This is a genomic window from Cutibacterium namnetense (genome assembly GCF_001642025.1).
GTDB lineage: Bacteria > Actinomycetota > Actinomycetes > Propionibacteriales > Propionibacteriaceae > Cutibacterium > Cutibacterium namnetense.
The window spans coordinates 104,872-120,429 of record NZ_LWHO01000001.1; the positions used below are offsets into that span (position 1 = coordinate 104,872).

Sequence of the window (15,558 nt, forward strand, 5' to 3'; positions counted from 1 at the left end):
AATGGCTTTTCAGCACCTCGCACTCGATGACGAGAGGAGGGGAAGGTGACTCGTAACACGACGATCAAGGATGTCGCTCGGCTGGCAGGAGTGTCACTAGGAACGGCATCGCGAGTTCTCAACGGCAGTTCTGCGACCTCCGAGGCCTCCCGCAGCGCGGTGCACAACGCAGCTCAGCAGTTGGGCTATCTGTCGAACGCGCACGCTAGGTCCTTGCGTTCATCCCACAGTGGCGTCATCGGGTTGGTCGTCCCGGATATCCGTAACCCATACTTTGCGGAGTTGGCATCGGTCGTTGAGAACGCGTGCCTCGCTCATGGTTGGGCAACTGTGCTGTGCAATGCCGACGAGTCTCCCGACCAGTTCAACCGGTACATCAACACTCTGCGTCGTCAGAGAGTAGACGGGGCGATCGTGACGCCCACTGGCAGCGGCGGGCAGGCCGTCAAAAACTTAGTTGACGACGGCGTTCAGGTGGTGTGCGTGGACCGTGACATCGTGGGATCCTCGCTGCCAGCTGTCACTTCTGATCCCTGGAATGGAATGAGACAGGCCGTCAACCACCTGGTGGATTGTGGACATTGCAGGATTGGTTTCATTACCGGCCCACAGCAAACCTCAACCGGTTTGGAGCGCTACCAGACCTATCGACAACTGTTGGCTGAACACGGGCTGCAGGTTGACGAGGACCTCATCGCCGAAGGTGACTTTCAGGAGGAATCGGGACGCGTGGGTGCCCGGCAGCTACTTGATAGTGGCGCAACTGCCATTTTTGCCTCCGATTCCCTCATGTCGATGGGGGCGCTGCGGACATGCATTGACCAGGGGATCCGGATCGGTGACGAGATTGATCTGGTCGGTTTCGACGACTTGCCGGTATTCAGCCTCACCAATCCCGCTCTGACCGTCGTGGCCCAGGCTATTGACACCATGGGGAAGGCCGCTGTCGATCTGCTTGATCGTGCCATGTCTGGGGAGCCCACCAGCTCCGTCCGCTTGGACACCCACCTCATCGTCAGGGCATCAACTCGAACGGCCAAGGTTGTGCTGATGGCCGAGGACAACGTGAAGGATTACGAATGAGCGGCGCAACAGCGAAAGTCACCGTCGTCGGATCGATCAATGCCGACATGAGGATCGGCGTGGAGAGGTTTCCGGGCCCGGGGGAAACCCTGACCGGAGGTGAGGCCACGCTGACCCCGGGCGGTAAGGGAGCTAATCAGGCTCTTGCGGCGGCGCGCTGCGGAGCTCAGGTGGAAATGGTCGCAGCTGTAGGGAACGATCCGACGGCTGAAACCGCCCTATCCCTGTTATCGGAATGCGTCGGTCTTGATGGTGTGGCCCGTCGTGACGTATTGACGGGGACGGCCGTCGTCATGGTGGCGGATACCGGGGAGAACTCGATCATCGTCATCGCGGCCGCGAACGGAACCATTGACGCGCAGACCGTTCGGGCTCAGGCTAAGCGAATCCAGGACGCTGACGTGGTGGTGTGTCAAGGTGAGATTCCGCCTGACGGGATCGCTGAAGCTGCTCGCGGCGCCAAACGATTTGTGTTCAATCTGGCACCGGTTATTGACGTTGACCCGGAAGTGATTCGCCTCGCTGACCCGCTGGTAGTCAATGAACACGAAGCGGCGTTGGCCGCGACGGTGCTGGGATCGACGACTCCCCATCTTGAGGATGACTCCGACGCGGCTTTGCGGGAACTGCTGAATCTAGGGTGTCGCAGTGTCGTCATCACCCTGGGTTCGGCCGGATGCGTCGTCGGCGGGCCGGAAGGGTTCGACGCCGTGGCTGCGGCGACCGTGAAGGCTGTCGATACCGTCGGTGCGGGAGACGCATTTGTTGGTGCATTGGCTGCGGAGCTGGCTCGGGGCCGTTCTCTCATCGAGGGTTGCCGCTTTGCTACCGCCGTGGCGACTCTGACGGTGGCCAAGCCGGGGGCACAAGCCTCCTACCCCAGTGTTGGGGAAGTCGAGAATATTCGTCAAGGAGAACAGGCATGAAAAAGAGCGGACTGCTTAATCCCCAACTGTGTGCGGCGGTGGCCAGATTGGGGCACACCCAGACCTTTGTCATCGCTGATGCCGGGCTGCCAATTCCTCATGAGATCCCGGTTATTGACCTTGCTCTGGTGCTGGGAACCCCGAGGTTCCAGGAGGTTTTCGACGCCATCCTCGACGAAGTGGTCGTGGAGGGAGCCACGATTGCTCACGAGGCTCTCGGGCATGAACCGGAGCAGTGGGTGAGGAGCCGGATTGAGGAGGTTGAGATCGTCAGCCATGAGGACCTCAAGAAGGAGCTTCCCAGCGTCTCCTTCGTCGTGCGGACGGGAGAGACGACGCCGTATTCCAACGTCATCGTGCGTTGTGGAGTGCCGTTTTGATGGGTGTGTGACACCCCGATCGGATCCCGATTTGGTTCTTCGGAGCGTGATCCAGTAGAGTTCTTACTCGCGGTCGGGCAACCGATCGAGGTTCGGGCCTATAGCTCAGTCGGTTAGAGCGCCGCCCTGATAAGGCGGAGGTCACTGGTTCAAGTCCAGTTAGGCCCACAATGAATGTCCCCTTTGGCAAAGGGGTGTCTCACTACAGCGATTGTGGTAGAGGATTTGGTCCTCGATTGCGGGATCGTAGTTCCGTTTGGAGAGAAGCACGTCATGGCGTTTACTCGTCTTCGTGGTGCTGGCAATGGTTATGTGCGACGAGGGCAAGCAGGAACGCCTATCCCTACGTTTGGCGTGCTAGAGATGCGTCATTGCAGCGTCTCAGCTCGGAATAATAGGGGAGTGGGTCACCATGCTTGGAGCGTCCGCGTCTGTAGTTGCTGGAAACGGTCCCGCGTATTTGGTAATGCGAGTGTTCTGGTAGAGGCGGCGCGGTGCAGAGCCAAGCAAGGCGCTTGTTCCCGTCCTGGTAGGCCTGCGCTTGGGCAATGCCGAAGGCTAGCCGAGCTGCTTTGTCGATCCAGGGTCGGGAATGCTTCATGACCGTCGAAGCTCGCGTAGGGCGCGGCGACGGCGGCTTCGAGCAGATCGCGACGAAGCAAGGGGGCCGCATGGACCTCCTGCTCGTAGATTGCGAGGCAGTGCTTGATCGTTAGTTCGCGGATCACTGCGCTAGCAACGACAGCGTGCGATCCCAACGCTTGCTGGCATCGGACGCGTGGCGGAGAACATCGGTCATGTTGGCTACCTCGCGAATGGCGCCAGCCGCACGGCGAGGACCCTTGCCCTCCCTACTTTGGGCTGAGTAGGTTCGGCGCATAGTCTCCGGAGAAATTGGCGTCGAGCATGGCGCGTTCTCCGGGAGGTCCCCACGTGCATTTCGCCAAGGGTTTTCGGCATGCGTCAGGCGGCTAAGCGTTTTGCCGTCCAGCGCCCCGTAATACTTCATTACGGCATCGACTACCGACTTCTGACGTTCGTCAAGCGGAGCGTCTGCATCGGCAGACACTACGATGTGACGAAATGCGTGACCTGGAACAGGGCGACTCGATCTATCGCCCCCGGGTGCTGCACCAGAGACCAGCGAGTTCTAACTGTTTGAACGAGGAACCACCTTCTATTACTGACAGCACAACCCCTCAGGTGATCGCTAGAGATCTCTCTCAGAGGAATGGAGGCCCTGTTTCACGTCGCCTTGACGGGCCCGCTTTCATCAGGACACGACGGTCTCTCGCGAGTAACACGGCCGGGGCTACTGACTCTGCCTGCCATCCACTCCACTGGTCGCATTAAAGTAGTGCGGTCAGATCGCCCGCCCGAACGCGGCCGTGTGGCGGATGCGGGGCTCATCGCCGTGGTAGTAATTTCGTAGGTACACAGCGCCGCATCGGGGAAGGCCCATGTGATCGGAGCGAGTTGTTGGTGGCTCCAGGTCACGAGATCTTTGGGGTGCTCGATGGGGCCGCGGAAGTGGAGCAGGGACACGTACCAGAGATCTCGGGGGCTGAGGATGCCTTCTCGGTAGGCGTTGGGTCCGAGCTCGTGGCCGAGCGTGTAGGTGCGGAACTCATCGGCGTCCGGGCTGGTGGGATGCAGGAGCGCAAGAACGCCGCCGGGGGTTATTAGGAGGCGCTCAAGTTTCATGAACAAGGGCGCGTGGTGAGCACAAGCTCGGTCAAGCGCGCTCGCGCAACTGGCCGCGAATGGATCTTGTGGTGGTACTGGTCGCCGGTTCTCTAGCGCCCGGACGGTGACATGTGCACAGCCCACAGCCCCACTGTGCAAGTGGTCTGTCCCGGCGAGGTAGATAGCTTCCTGTGTTAAGGCGGCCAGAACGCTCTCTGCAGGTGGTGGAGGCATCAGGACGATACTCAGTGGCCAGCGTCCCGCCCCGTCATGGACTGGCGGTTCGATGGTGTGGGCGCTGGTGGCTACCGCTCGCTCACCCTGAGTTTGCAAGGTTGTGATGTTCACGGTCTTCTGCTCTCTCGATCAGGCTACTTGGAACGTATCTGGGCGAGTAGGCGGTGCAGGTCGACAAGGTCGTGACATACGACGTCGGCATCCTTGCGTCCCCCGACAGCCACGACTACGGTGCCGGCGCTACGTGCTGCCGCGATGCCGGGCGCAGAGTCCTCCACGGCCAGCGCTCGGGTTGGCGCGACACCGCAGGAGCGGGCTCCATGGAGGTAGCCGTCGGGCGCCGGCTTGCCATGTTCGACGTCCTCGAGGGTGACCAGGAGTGGTGGGTCGATAGTGGCCGCGCCGAGTCGGGCGAGCGCGAGTCGCCGCGGCGCGTTGGTGACGACGCCCCACGGGATGTGGTGGGCGTCGAGCCAGATGAGGAGCTCCAGGCCGCCGGCCGCAGGCTTGACGCTGGCGAGCTGTGTGCACTCCTGGTCTAGCTGGGCACTCACCATGCTCTGGAGGGTTTCCGGGGCGATGTGGGGCAGGAAATGGGTGATGGTCGCGGCCACGTTGCGGCCATGGCACCAGGCCAGGACGTCAGCGGTGGGGATGCTGTTCCGTTCAGCCCAGGCCGACCAGATGGATTCGACGGCTACGGTGGAGTCCACCAGCGTCCCGTCCATGTCGAAGAGGACCGCCTGGAAGTCGGCCAGTTGTTGATCAGTGCGTGTCATTGTTATCTCCGTCCTGTCCGGCTAACTGGCGGCACACGCTTGCGGTGATGGCCAGGCCCTTGGTGCTGAGGACGGCCCAGATTCGCTGCCATTGATGAGCCATGTCACTAGCGTGCATGATTAAATAATCATATGCAACGATTATTTCGCCAGAAAATGATCATCGGCTCTCTCGGGGCCTCACCGACGTCGGTGGATACACTCGTGGAGCTCACCGGTGCCTCGCCGGCGACGATCCGCCGCGACCTCACCGACCTTGAAGGCCACGGACAGTTGCGCAAGGTGCATGGCGGGGCGGTGGCGGTGAACCTGCGTGGCACGCCGATGCCCTACTCCCTGCGGTCGGCCGAGAATGCTGACAGCAAGGCTGCCATAGCTCAGCTGGTCTCCCGCCTCGTGACTGACGACATGTCCGTGATCATCGACAACGGCTCGACCATGGTCGCCGTGGCGCAGGCCCTTCAGGAACGCCCCATCACGGCTTTGTGTCTCTCGTTGCGCGCCGCGCTGCCCCTGGGCGAAGGCGGCGTGGCTACCGTGAGCACGCCGGATGGAACGCTTATGCCCGAAAGCCTGCGCTACGAGGCTGCTTCATGTCTGCGTGCACTAGGTGAGTTCCGGGCCGATGTCGCCATCGTCGGCACATGTTCTGCCTCTCCTGCCATGGGCCTGACGGTCACGACGCATCAAGATGCCCAGGTGAAACGCGCCATCCTTGCGTCCTCGGCCCGGGTCGTTCTAGCTGCCACGGGTGACAAGCTCTCACGAACCTCAAGTTTTCGCTTCGGTGACATCGAGGACATCGACGATTTGGTCACCACGCGAGATGCGCCTCAGGTAACGCTTGACGCTTTCCGGGCCGCGGGAAGTAGGGTCCACGTCGCCGACTGACTAGTTCTGAGGAACGCACGACTCTCGGCTATCTAGAGAATCTCTTGCAGGATCCGGTAGCCAAGTTGAGTCTTAGGTGCCCAAGACCGACGCTTTCATGTTGTCTGCGCGATCCTAGGCACTGCCGGTTTGTTTTCGAGTAAGTCATGCTGCTAGGAGATTAATAGGGAGTGCGACTGTTAAAGACGGTGTTCCTATCCAGTGTGTGAGGTACTTGTGATTGTGTAGAGAATTTTCGAGTTCCCTGATTTACATCTGTGTTTGTGGTGGGTTTACCAGGGTCGGATTTTTTGTTCGGTTGGGGTGGCGTGGATGTGTTGTGGTGGTTGGCCTTGGAGGAGGGTGATGAGGTCGAATAGCCAGCCTAGGGCTGTGATGTCGTCGGGCATGTGCCAGGTGAGGGTTTCTTGGTGGGCTTGGGGTGTGTGTCCTAGCCAGGGGTATTCGAAGTCTGGTGGGAACCAGCGGTTGATGGTGTTTTGTGCTAGGTGAGGGTCGAGGTCGGGGTTGGTGGTGGCGGTGGTGTGCCAGGTGTGGGTGAGGTAAGGAGACATCCATCGGCAGACCTCGCGGCTGAGGGTCCAGATCATATCCGCGTGGTCCTCGGGGTCTGGGTTGAGGAGATCCCAGTCGTGGGGGTCGAAATAGACGCATTCGACGTCGATGCTTTGGGGGGTGGATAACCCTATGAGTCGGAGGGCGTCGGCGAGGACGAGCATGATTTTCATGCCGGGTCGTCCGAGGATGTGGCGCTCAGGGTGAGAGTCTAGGCGTAGGGTGAGATATTCGGGTTGACTGGAGTCGGATACGACTACTCCGATGGGTTCTTCTATGAGGTATTCCCGGTTTTCTAGTGGGGGTGGGTCGAAGTAGCCGTGGGATTCGGCTGATTCCATGAGGATGCGTAGTTCATCGGTGTTGGTGAATGCTCCGATATCGTTGGGTGCGAGGTGGAGCGTTGTGCTGATGGCTACGTTGCCGATGATGCATGGGCGTTGTTCTTTTACCATGGTTGACAGTTTAATTCCACGTCATGTGAGTTGGGTCGATTGGATGTGTCGATGGCGTCGATGATGTCTACATCAACTTGTCCGTGATACCAAGTAGGTGTGTGACTACGACAGGATACTGATCCTGAGGCTCGTTTGCCGCCGCCTCCCCCGGCATAGACAGTCACCGGGTTCTTCTTGGTAGGAATCTTGTTCACTTGGACCCACTGCGACCCTTTTTTGGCCCACAGATAAACCGTAACTCGGGCCTTCATTCCGCTGAAGTTGTTATACTTATCTAGCCACCATCCATGGACATTGACACTTCCAGCATGACTGGATGAATAGTGAGGATCGTCTATTTTAGATATGAAGGGAGCGGCTTTGGATGCGACTTTGGCGGAACCCTGTTCGGGTCTTAAGTCGCTATTGCCACTAGCAGTGGGGGATGGAGATGTGGTTGGGGAGGCGGATGCGGTAGCAGGCACTGCTAAGGCAAGTGTCAGGGCCAGCAGGGCTACAGCGGGTTTTTGATACATAAATAACTCGTATCACCCGAGGGGGTCGGCCGAAGGATCGGAGTCAAGTACAGCGTGGCTGGTCCGTGTCAGATGTAGTAGAGCATCGCGACGGCGACTGTCGGGGGAGTGTGAAAGAGTTCTAGCGAACGTTGAATGGGAGGATGACGTGAGTCAGGACCGACGCGATGTTGTTCGAGGACTACCGCTCTACAAGCAAGGGGCAAGTCACGGCGAGAACGCTGTGAAGCTGTCATCCAACGAGAACCCTTTCGAACCACTGCCGAGTGTGGTTGAAGCCGTCACGCGCACCCTGCCGAGGTTCAACCGTTACCCGTCGATGAGTGCCGAGGAAGTACGCTCCAGTATCGCCGGTCACTTCGGCGTCGACGTGAGCCAGGTGGCGGTGGGGGCTGGATCGACGGAGGTAGCCAGCCAGCTCATGCATGCCTTCGCCGGCGCTGGTGACGAGATTATCTTCCCGTGGCGCTCCTTCGAGGCCTACCCAATCCTGACCCAGGTCGCCGGGGCCACCCCTGTCCCGGTGCCGTTGACGAAGGATCTGCGTCACGACCTCGACGCGATGTCCGCCGCGATCACCGACCGCACCCGACTTATCTTCCTGTGCACCCCCAACAACCCGACCGGAACAGTCCTGCACACCGACGAGGTGGTGGAGTTCTTAGCGAGGGTGCCGCAGAACGTGGTCGTCGTCATGGACGAGGCTTACTGCCACTTCAACCGGGACGATGCCGCTGTGGACGGTCTCACTCTTCTCAATGATCACCCCAACGTCGTCGTGCTGCGCACCTTCTCCAAGGCCTACGGGCTGGCCGGGCTGCGTATCGGTTTCGCTATCTCCGCCCCCGAGATCAGCGACGACCTGCGACGTGTCGCCACCCCGTTCACGGTGACCACCCTGGCCCAGCAGGCCGCGATCGCCTCCTTGGCAGCCGAGGACGAGCTCAACGAGAGGGTTAACCGGATCGTCGCCGAGCGCACCCGGGTCTTTGACGAACTGACCCGCCAAGGCTGGAAGATCGTGCCGTCCCAGGCGAACTTCCTCTGGCTGGCCACGGGCGACGACACCGATCGGATCGACGAAGTGATGGTTTCCCACGGCGTTTTCGCACGCTGCTGGAGCGGGGAAGGGATTCGGCTGTCGATTGGGTTGGACGCAGAAAACGACCGAGCAATCGAGGCACTATCCCAGGCCGTCAAGGGCTGAGGCTCAGACTCCCAGGAAGTCCCGCCACTGCGGCAGCTCGGCGTTGACTTGGGCCATCCCAAGAGCGTAGGCCTGACGCAACTTTGTGACGTTCTTCTCCTTATTGGTCACGGGCATCACGCGTGGATAGAAGACGTAGGCCTTCCCGTCTGCCTCAAGGTCGCGCAGCATCTCACGGGTAGCGTTGTACTTGGCCGGTCGGGCAATGGCTGCTTCGGCGACGCTAGGGCGGCGTCGGAACAACTGTCGAAGCACCTGAGGACGTTTGATCTCATTCTTGACGTAGTCGCGGGGCTGTGTGCAGACGACGAAGAACCGGTCGTAGCCGTCGAGTTGGGCACCGTCGATGGGAATGCCACCCGAGTCTCCCAAGGCTCCGTCGACGTACTCGACACCCTCGATCGTTACCGGTGGCATGAATCCCGGCATAGTTGATGAGGCTCGTACCCGCACCATGAGGTCATTCATTGTTTTCATGTCCTCGCGAGTGAACCACTCCTGCCCGCCGTCGCTGGTGCGGGTTGCGCCGATGCGGATGGCCTGGCTCGAAGCGCAGAAGGTGCGAAAATCGTAAGGAAGGGCCTGGTAGGGTTCGGCAGTTCGTTGGTAGATGTACTCGGCATCGAAGTATCCACGCCCTGCCAGCCAGGTGCCGAGGTTGCCAAGCCTGGGGTCCGCGGCGAAATCGGTGAAGCTGAGACGGGTGCGTTCGGGATCGCGGGAGATGTAGTTAGCGGTGAGGCTGGAACCAGCGGAGATACCGGAAACGTGCGGGAACTTCCACCCCAGCTCGAGCATCTTGACAACGACGGCGCTGGTGTAAGCGGCACGCATGCCACCTCCTTCGAGGACCAGAGCTGTACCGTCTATGGAAGTCGTCATGGATCCAGCCTGCCACGCACCGAGTTGTCTTGGACAGGCAAAATGGGGTCATGAGCCCACCGCGCGACATTTCCCCTTGTGATGGCCCTGTACAGGTCGGGAATGTTAAGGCCGTCGGCTCGCAGTTGCCCGAGGCGACCTTTGCCGCCATCGATGCTCAGGTGGTGACTCTGACTACGTAGAGCTGCAATGGCAGAATAATCCACTGTGTCAGTGTTGTGGAATATCGAGAATGTGGCAGGATTCCGCAGCCACGACCGTAGCAGGGGCATCGCTGGGATTTGGTGACGATGGCCTTACTGCGTGACGACTTGTGACGGAGGTGAGGATATGCGCCGCGGTGTGGTCACGAGTGTCTTGCTGGCTTGCGCCCTGGTATCGGGGTGTAGCACCCTCAAACCTCTAACTGGGCCGCAGTCAACCCCGACAGTTTCGGCAGGTAAAGCCCTGCAGGGTACTGACGCACACCCGGCCTGGGCTATTCCAGTGACGCGATTAGGCAAGAAGCTGGGGCACTTTGGTGATGACCGTATTCGCATTGAAGTGGACCAAGTGGCAGTAGCGAAAGCTCCCGAAGACTCCATCATGGTGGATCCGCAGGATGGCACTCCGGTGGTGAGCAAGGGCTCGTCAATCGTGCTGATGCGCTACATCGTCACAAATGTGTCACAGGAACCAATCAATCTGGGTTTGGGGACGGTGACGATCACCGCGCGCTACCCGAACTGGAGCTGGCGTCAGCCGTTGGTGTCGGTGCCGGCCCCCAGGGCTGATGCGGCCCACAAAGTCGTGATGACCCCATTCGCTCCGGGGACTGCGCGGCCGCCGTACGTGTTAGGGCCAGGAGAATCCTTCATGGTCGGGGCCAACTATCCTTACGAGACCGCTGAACAACTCGATGTGACGGCCACCGTTGTGGTGTGCGACACCGCTGGGGCAGTGGATCCCGGGCTGGGATGGACGCTCACTGGTCAGGTCCATCTGGCGTAGTGGGTCGGAGATTCGGGCGGCTAGATCGTGGTGAGTGATGACGCCCCCGAGTGTGATCCGCTCGACGGCTGTTGCCCACTGGTCGTGAACATCGCGTACCTTCATTATCCCCAGCGTTATCCACAGGATTTGTGGGTAGCTGTGGACAGCGTGCTATGTGCGAGTGGCGCCTGACACTCCGATTTCGGTGTCCACAGATCTTCTGTGCATCTCTTGTAGCTCATGTCAGCGGAGGCATAGCTTCGCGGCCATGTCCGTGACGACTACTCCAATATCTACTCGCGCAGCGACGCCATCTCCGCGCCTTCGTCGCTCGCCGCGCCTCATCGTCATAGGGGTGCTATGTGCATGCCTAGGCGGCTTGGGGGGAGCTGTTGCCTGGCATCGCGCCTCGCACGCCAACCAAGTTCTCGTCATGACGCGAGCTGTGGGGCAGGGAGAAGTCGTTCGTACTGCCGATGTCGGGCTGACATCAGTGGCTGTCGACCGGGCCGTCGCAACAATTCCAGCTTCCCAACTTGACCAGATCGTTGGCCGCCATGCCTTAGTTGACTTGTCACCGGGACAACTTCTCGGGTCTCACTCGGTGGGAGAGCTGCGGGTGGCTCCAGGGCGCGCACGGGTAGGCCTCAGACTTGCTGCCGGGCGCCTACCTACCGTCTACCTACCCGCCGGTGCCCACGTCACCCTGGTAGAAACCAGCTCTGATAAGGACGCGGAACCTGTGACGAATCTCTCAACAGTTGATGCGGTAGTCGTCGCAGCTCCCAAAGCGACGAGTGATCATGGCAGCTGGTTGGTCGATGTCGAGGTCGATTCCGGCAATGCTGCCCGGCTGGCTGGCCTCGCTTCCCTAGACCGCATCGCCGTCGTCGAAAGAGGCCAGTGATGTCGATCATCCTGTTGACCAGCCCTGGGGGATCCCCAGGCCTGACAACGACGGCTCTCGGTCTGGCACTCACCTGGCCGCGCGACGTCATCCTTGCCGACGCCGACCCGTGCCCCGGTCATGTGATCGAATCGGGGTACCTGACGGGACGCATCCCATCGCGCTCCGGACTTATTGGCTTGGCTGCAGCATTTCGTGACGGTGCTGACCCAGTTCAAGCGATGTGGGAGGAGACCATCCCACTGCCCCACGACTCCGAAGACCGGATGGTTGGGCTCCTCAGCGGATATGGGCACCTCGGACAAGCCTCCCTCATGGGAGCAGCGTGGTCGAGCCTCGTCAGCGCCATGATCGATCTTGGTCAGGCGGGGGTTGACGTCATTGTTGACGCAGGCCGGTTGGCGCCGCAAGCCCTGCCTGAGAGCCTCGTTGCCCGCGCATCCCTCATCGGAATCGTGACGGGATCTCGGCTGCGTCAGCTAGCTGGACTATCTATGAGAGTTGAGGAAGTGGAGGCAATGTCCTCGGCAACCACCGGGACCGTGGGGCTTGTCGTTGTTGGCCCCGGTCGGCCTTACAGCTCACGCGAGATCGGTCGTCAGTTTGGTCTCCCAGTGTTCGGTGACGTCGTCTTTGATGCTCGTGCGGCCGCGGTGCTATCCGACGGAGAACCAGCGGGGAAGCGTTGGTCGCGAGGACGTTACGCCACGAGTGTGCAAAGCATGGCGGAGTCCATGCGGGAGCGGGTCCGTCAAGCACATCAAAACATCGCTGGACCTGAAATGCTCAACGCGTCGGTCATAGGAGTGGCGTCATGACAATCGACCAGGCGGTAAGCCGACATACACAAGACGCCCCGATCGCCCCACGTGAGGGAGAGGAGGACCTCGCCAGTCTGCTGTCGCGCATCTCCCCGGCACCACACGTATCGCCTGCAACGGTGTCTGTCCGTCCTACCCCACGACGACTCGAGGCTAAGGGCATTGACTGGCGCACCGTCGTTACGTTGCGTCGGAAGGCATCTGAACGTATCTCGTCGGAGCGGGCGTCCCACCGGGAACGTACCGGTGTCGACCTGAGCGGCGACGATGTGCGAATGCTTGGCCGGTCGATCGTGCGGCAGGCTGTCGAATCCCACGCCGAGAAATTGACAGCTGAAGGGCAAGCCCTGTGGAGTACGCAGACTAAAGATGCGTACGTCCGCGCGGTCATGGATGCCATCTTCGGGTACGGACGGCTGCAGCCTCTCTTCGAGATCCAAGACGCGGAGAACATTGAAATCAATGGCTGCGACCGGGTCTTTGTGCAGTACGGGGATGGACGACGCGAGCCCGGCCCCGCAGTAGCCGACGATGACGCTGAGCTCGTCGAGGCGATTCGGTTCCTCGGCGAATCGGCCAACCCGCCCCGACCCTTTGACGACGCTCACCCCACCATGACGGTGGCGTTGGGATCCCAATATCGACTGCACGCTATCGGGTTTGGGCTGTCCTACCGGCCCTCGGTCGTCATTCGCCACCACACCCTGACGAGGGTGACGATCGACGACCTCGTCAATACCGCGATGATGCCCCACCACGTCGGGGTGCTGCTGCGTGCGGCTGTGCTGGCGCGCCGGTCCATCGTCATCGCTGGAGACCAGGGTGCAGGCAAGACGACGCTGCTGCGGGCTTTGGTTGATGCCATCCCACCCACCGAGCGGTTCGGGACTCTTGAAACTGACTACGAATTGCTCACTCATCTTCACCCAGATCGCGACAATATGGTCGCTCTACAGGCCACTGTGGGGCTGGGAGAGAAAGTGGACGGGCACTGTCTGGGCGAGTTCACGGTCGCCGACCTTATCCCGGAGGCATTGCGTCAGAACCTCTCGCGTCTGGTGGTGGGTGAGGTTCGTGGCGTCGAGGCGGCCGCCATGTTTGAGGCTATGCAAGCCGGTGCCGGGACCATGAGCACCACCCATTCCCATTCCGCCACCTCGACCATGGATCGGTTGGCTGGACGGGTCGCGATGGGAGGGGTTATGACGATTGAGGAGGCCTATCGCCAGATTGCGCACAACATCACGTTCCTCGTGCATGTCACTTTGGTCGATGACACCTGGCGAGGAGGCACCCGAACTCGTCACATCACCGAGATCCGCCAACTCACCGGGGCGTTAGAGAATAGACGACCGATCACCCACCTCACCTATGCTGCGCCAACGCCAACCAATCCAGGCGTGTTTCACCCGGATCCCGCTCTCGTCGCCGAGTTGTCTCGCTACGAGCCGGAGGTGACGAAATGGGTATGAGCACCGCACTTGCCGCACTGCTCGGCGGACTTCTCGTCGGGGGAGTGATCATGGTAGGCGTCGGCATCGCTCCGATTCACCAGTTATCCACAGGACAATCCACAGGCTTGTGGACAACAGTGGACAACTGGTTCTCCCGGCTACCCCGCCGCAGTCGCGTTCGTGGCCTCACTGGTCTGGGAATTGGTGTCGTGGGTTATGTGGTGACGGGGTGGGCCGTTGTGCTGGCAATCGTGCCAGTACTGGCAGTTGTCGTCCCTGCCTTGTTGGCTGATCCACCGCGCCATGACCTTGACGTCATGCGTGCCCTGGAACGGTGGGTGCGTCTGGTCAGCGGGTCAGCATCGACAGGTAAATCCGTCATTGATGCCATCCGGGCGACCCGTCGTCAAGCCCCCGAACTCCTTATCGAACCACTCACCCGAGTGGTAGCCCGGCTAGATTCGCGGTGGGACACCCGATCTGCCCTACAAGGCCTTGCCGATGACCTTGACAGCGCCGACGCTGACCAGGTTATTGCCGCAATCATGATGGCCGCCGAACGTGGCGGGACGGGGGCCACCAGCACCCTTGACGCTCTCGCGGCCTCCCTCCAGGAACGCATCCGAGCAGCTCGAGAGATACGAGCTGAGCGCGCTAAACCGCGGATCGTTGTGCGGCAAGTCAGCATCATCATCGGCATCGTGTTGGCAGGCGCCCTCATTCTTGGCCGGGACTATCTGGTTCCTTACCGCACCGGTGTCGGCCAGCTGCTGTTGTGCTGCTACGCAGGTCTATACCTCGTCGGTTTGATCGCCCTATCCCGGCGTAGTAAGCCGCGACGTCGTGCCCGGATCCTCCTTCGGCGTGCTGGGGAGGCGAACTATGGCTGAGTCCACCGCCGTCCTCGCTGCTATCTGTGGGGCTTTGTTGGCATGCGCCCCAATCTTCGTTATTTCTGGCCGCCGTCATGCGCCCTTGAGACTGTCCGACGCTCTGGCAGGACTGTCCGATCATGGGCGTCAAGACGCCATCGTTGGCCCCAGTCTGGAGGGCGGACGGTTGGAGCGGTGGGGAGCGCGAGCAGCGATCCGTTGGCCGAGGGTGGTGAGCCAGAGATCTCGTCGCACCCTCGTGTTGCAAGGAAGAACCCCTGGTGATCTGGTGACTGAGAAGGCCGTCATGGCCATGGGAGGGATGCTCGTCCCAGCCCTAGCACGAGCTGTGGCTGCTGCCTGTGGGGACACTGTGCCGGTAACCCCGGTCGGTTTGGCGATAGTTCTGGCTGCTGTCGGATGGTTTATTCCCGACACTCGGATCAGATCACGGTCCAAAGCAGTGCGTCAGGACGCCGCCGAGGCCGTCTTGGTCTATATCGATCTCGTCACGCTCGCCCGGTTGGCTAACCAGTCAGCTCCTCGGGCTCTCGTTGAGGCGGCGCACATGAGTGATCACCCCGTCTTGGCGCGTATCCGCATGACACTGGAGCGCTCCCGGTTGGAACAGCAGTCTCCGTGGGCTGGTCTCGACAGGTTGTCAGACGAACTCGATTTGCCGGAACTTGCCGAACTCGTTGAGGTGCTACGACTCGATGACCAGGGAGCATCCCTTGCCGCAGCGCTGCGCGCTCGAGTCCATGAGATGAGGGACGCCCACCTCAATCAGGAGAAGGTCGACGCCCAGACGACTTCGGAATCCCTGACGATCTGGATGGTTATCCCCGTCCTCGTCTTGGGTTTGGTGCTCATCACTCCACCGCTGTTGATCATGGCGGGGGTCGCCTCATGACTACGTTTCACACCCTCGCA

16 protein-coding genes, 1 tRNA gene and 2 pseudogenes are annotated in these 15,558 nt (G+C 60.7%); 13 read left to right on the forward strand and 6 right to left on the reverse strand.

Translation table 11 applies throughout. The features are described from left to right. The first annotated feature begins 45 nt into the window (after positions 1–45). From A5483_RS00410 to A5483_RS00425, 4 genes are all read left to right on the forward strand, one after another. Positions 46–1,083, forward strand: a complete 1,038-nt coding sequence (locus A5483_RS00410; RefSeq protein WP_002549771.1) for a LacI family DNA-binding transcriptional regulator — start codon at positions 46–48, stop codon at positions 1,081–1,083. After that, the gene (locus A5483_RS00415; protein WP_002549821.1) at positions 1,080–2,009 is read left to right on the forward strand and encodes a ribokinase; all 930 of its coding nucleotides are present in this window, start codon (positions 1,080–1,082) and stop codon (positions 2,007–2,009) included. The genes A5483_RS00410 and A5483_RS00415 overlap by 4 nt, the downstream gene beginning before the upstream one ends. Beyond that, positions 2,006–2,389, forward strand: coding sequence for a D-ribose pyranase (rbsD, locus tag A5483_RS00420; protein ID WP_002549818.1), 384 nt, complete (start codon positions 2,006–2,008; stop codon positions 2,387–2,389). Before A5483_RS00415 ends, rbsD begins: the two co-directional genes overlap by 4 nt. Before the next feature lie 94 nt (positions 2,390–2,483). After that, positions 2,484–2,557, forward strand: a tRNA-Ile gene (locus A5483_RS00425). Between the two features lie 175 nt (positions 2,558–2,732). Here the strand turns inward: A5483_RS00425 and A5483_RS11750 are convergent. The 3 genes and pseudogenes from A5483_RS11750 to A5483_RS00435 all read right to left on the reverse strand — a co-directional run bounded on the left by A5483_RS11750 (position 2,733) and on the right by A5483_RS00435 (position 5,091). After that, positions 2,733–2,990: a Fic family protein gene (locus A5483_RS11750; protein WP_233500964.1), complete on the reverse strand. Its 258-nt coding sequence runs from the start codon at positions 2,988–2,990 to the stop codon at positions 2,733–2,735. Between the two features lie 762 nt (positions 2,991–3,752). Next, positions 3,753–4,093, reverse strand: a pseudogene (locus A5483_RS00430) (hypothetical protein). Between the two features lie 353 nt (positions 4,094–4,446). After that, complete coding sequence (locus tag A5483_RS00435) at positions 4,447–5,091, reverse strand: HAD family hydrolase (RefSeq protein ID WP_002548109.1); 645 nt, start codon at positions 5,089–5,091, stop codon at positions 4,447–4,449. A gap of 132 nt (positions 5,092–5,223) precedes the next feature. Between A5483_RS00435 and A5483_RS00440 the strand changes: the two genes are divergently transcribed. Further along, entirely contained in the window at positions 5,224–5,982 is a 759-nt protein-coding gene (locus A5483_RS00440) for a DeoR/GlpR family DNA-binding transcription regulator (protein ID WP_063810657.1), read from the forward strand. A gap of 272 nt (positions 5,983–6,254) precedes the next feature. Here the strand turns inward: A5483_RS00440 and A5483_RS00445 are convergent, their stop codons facing one another. Both A5483_RS00445 and A5483_RS10985 read right to left on the reverse strand, forming a co-directional pair. Then, the gene (locus A5483_RS00445; protein WP_063810659.1) at positions 6,255–6,992 is read right to left on the reverse strand and encodes a hypothetical protein; all 738 of its coding nucleotides are present in this window, start codon (positions 6,990–6,992) and stop codon (positions 6,255–6,257) included. Further along, complete coding sequence (locus tag A5483_RS10985) at positions 6,986–7,459, reverse strand: hypothetical protein (protein ID WP_075261046.1); 474 nt, start codon at positions 7,457–7,459, stop codon at positions 6,986–6,988. Before A5483_RS10985 ends, A5483_RS00445 begins: the two co-directional genes overlap by 7 nt. Before the next feature lie 199 nt (positions 7,460–7,658). On the opposite strand from A5483_RS10985, the gene hisC reads away from it, so the two are divergent. Further along, positions 7,659–8,717: a histidinol-phosphate transaminase gene (gene hisC, locus A5483_RS00450; RefSeq protein WP_002550115.1), complete on the forward strand. Its 1,059-nt coding sequence runs from the start codon at positions 7,659–7,661 to the stop codon at positions 8,715–8,717. A 3-nt stretch (positions 8,718–8,720) separates the two neighbouring features. On the opposite strand, the gene A5483_RS00455 is transcribed toward hisC, so the two are convergent. Next, the gene (locus tag A5483_RS00455) at positions 8,721–9,599 is read right to left on the reverse strand and encodes a patatin-like phospholipase family protein (RefSeq protein WP_063810661.1); all 879 of its coding nucleotides are present in this window, start codon (positions 9,597–9,599) and stop codon (positions 8,721–8,723) included. Between the two features lie 131 nt (positions 9,600–9,730). Between A5483_RS00455 and A5483_RS12290 the strand changes: the two are divergent. The 7 genes and pseudogenes from A5483_RS12290 to A5483_RS00490 form a co-directional block, all read left to right on the forward strand. Next, a pseudogene (locus A5483_RS12290) lies at positions 9,731–9,862 on the forward strand (GNAT family N-acetyltransferase); the annotation flags it as partial. Between the two features lie 67 nt (positions 9,863–9,929). Continuing rightward, a complete protein-coding gene (locus A5483_RS00465) occupies positions 9,930–10,589 on the forward strand; it encodes a hypothetical protein (RefSeq protein ID WP_063810663.1) in 660 nt (219 codons plus the stop codon). A 415-nt stretch (positions 10,590–11,004) separates the two neighbouring features. After that, a complete protein-coding gene (locus A5483_RS00470) occupies positions 11,005–11,478 on the forward strand; it encodes an SAF domain-containing protein (RefSeq protein ID WP_063810926.1) in 474 nt (157 codons plus the stop codon). Continuing rightward, positions 11,478–12,296, forward strand: coding sequence for a hypothetical protein (locus A5483_RS00475; RefSeq protein ID WP_063810665.1), 819 nt, complete (start codon positions 11,478–11,480; stop codon positions 12,294–12,296). The genes A5483_RS00470 and A5483_RS00475 overlap by 1 nt, the downstream gene beginning before the upstream one ends. 278 nt (positions 12,297–12,574) lie before the next feature. Next, complete coding sequence (locus tag A5483_RS00480; protein WP_176607922.1) at positions 12,575–13,771, forward strand: TadA family conjugal transfer-associated ATPase; 1,197 nt, start codon at positions 12,575–12,577, stop codon at positions 13,769–13,771. Further along, on the forward strand, positions 13,762–14,643 hold the full coding sequence (locus A5483_RS00485; protein ID WP_002550211.1) for a type II secretion system F family protein: 882 nt from the start codon (positions 13,762–13,764) through the stop codon (positions 14,641–14,643). Before A5483_RS00480 ends, A5483_RS00485 begins: the two co-directional genes overlap by 10 nt. Continuing rightward, positions 14,636–15,538 carry a hypothetical protein gene (locus A5483_RS00490; RefSeq protein ID WP_063810669.1) on the forward strand — a complete coding sequence of 301 codons (903 nt, stop codon included), beginning with the start codon at positions 14,636–14,638 and terminating at the stop codon, positions 15,536–15,538. Before A5483_RS00485 ends, A5483_RS00490 begins: the two co-directional genes overlap by 8 nt. Positions 15,539–15,558: the final 20 nt, after the last annotated feature.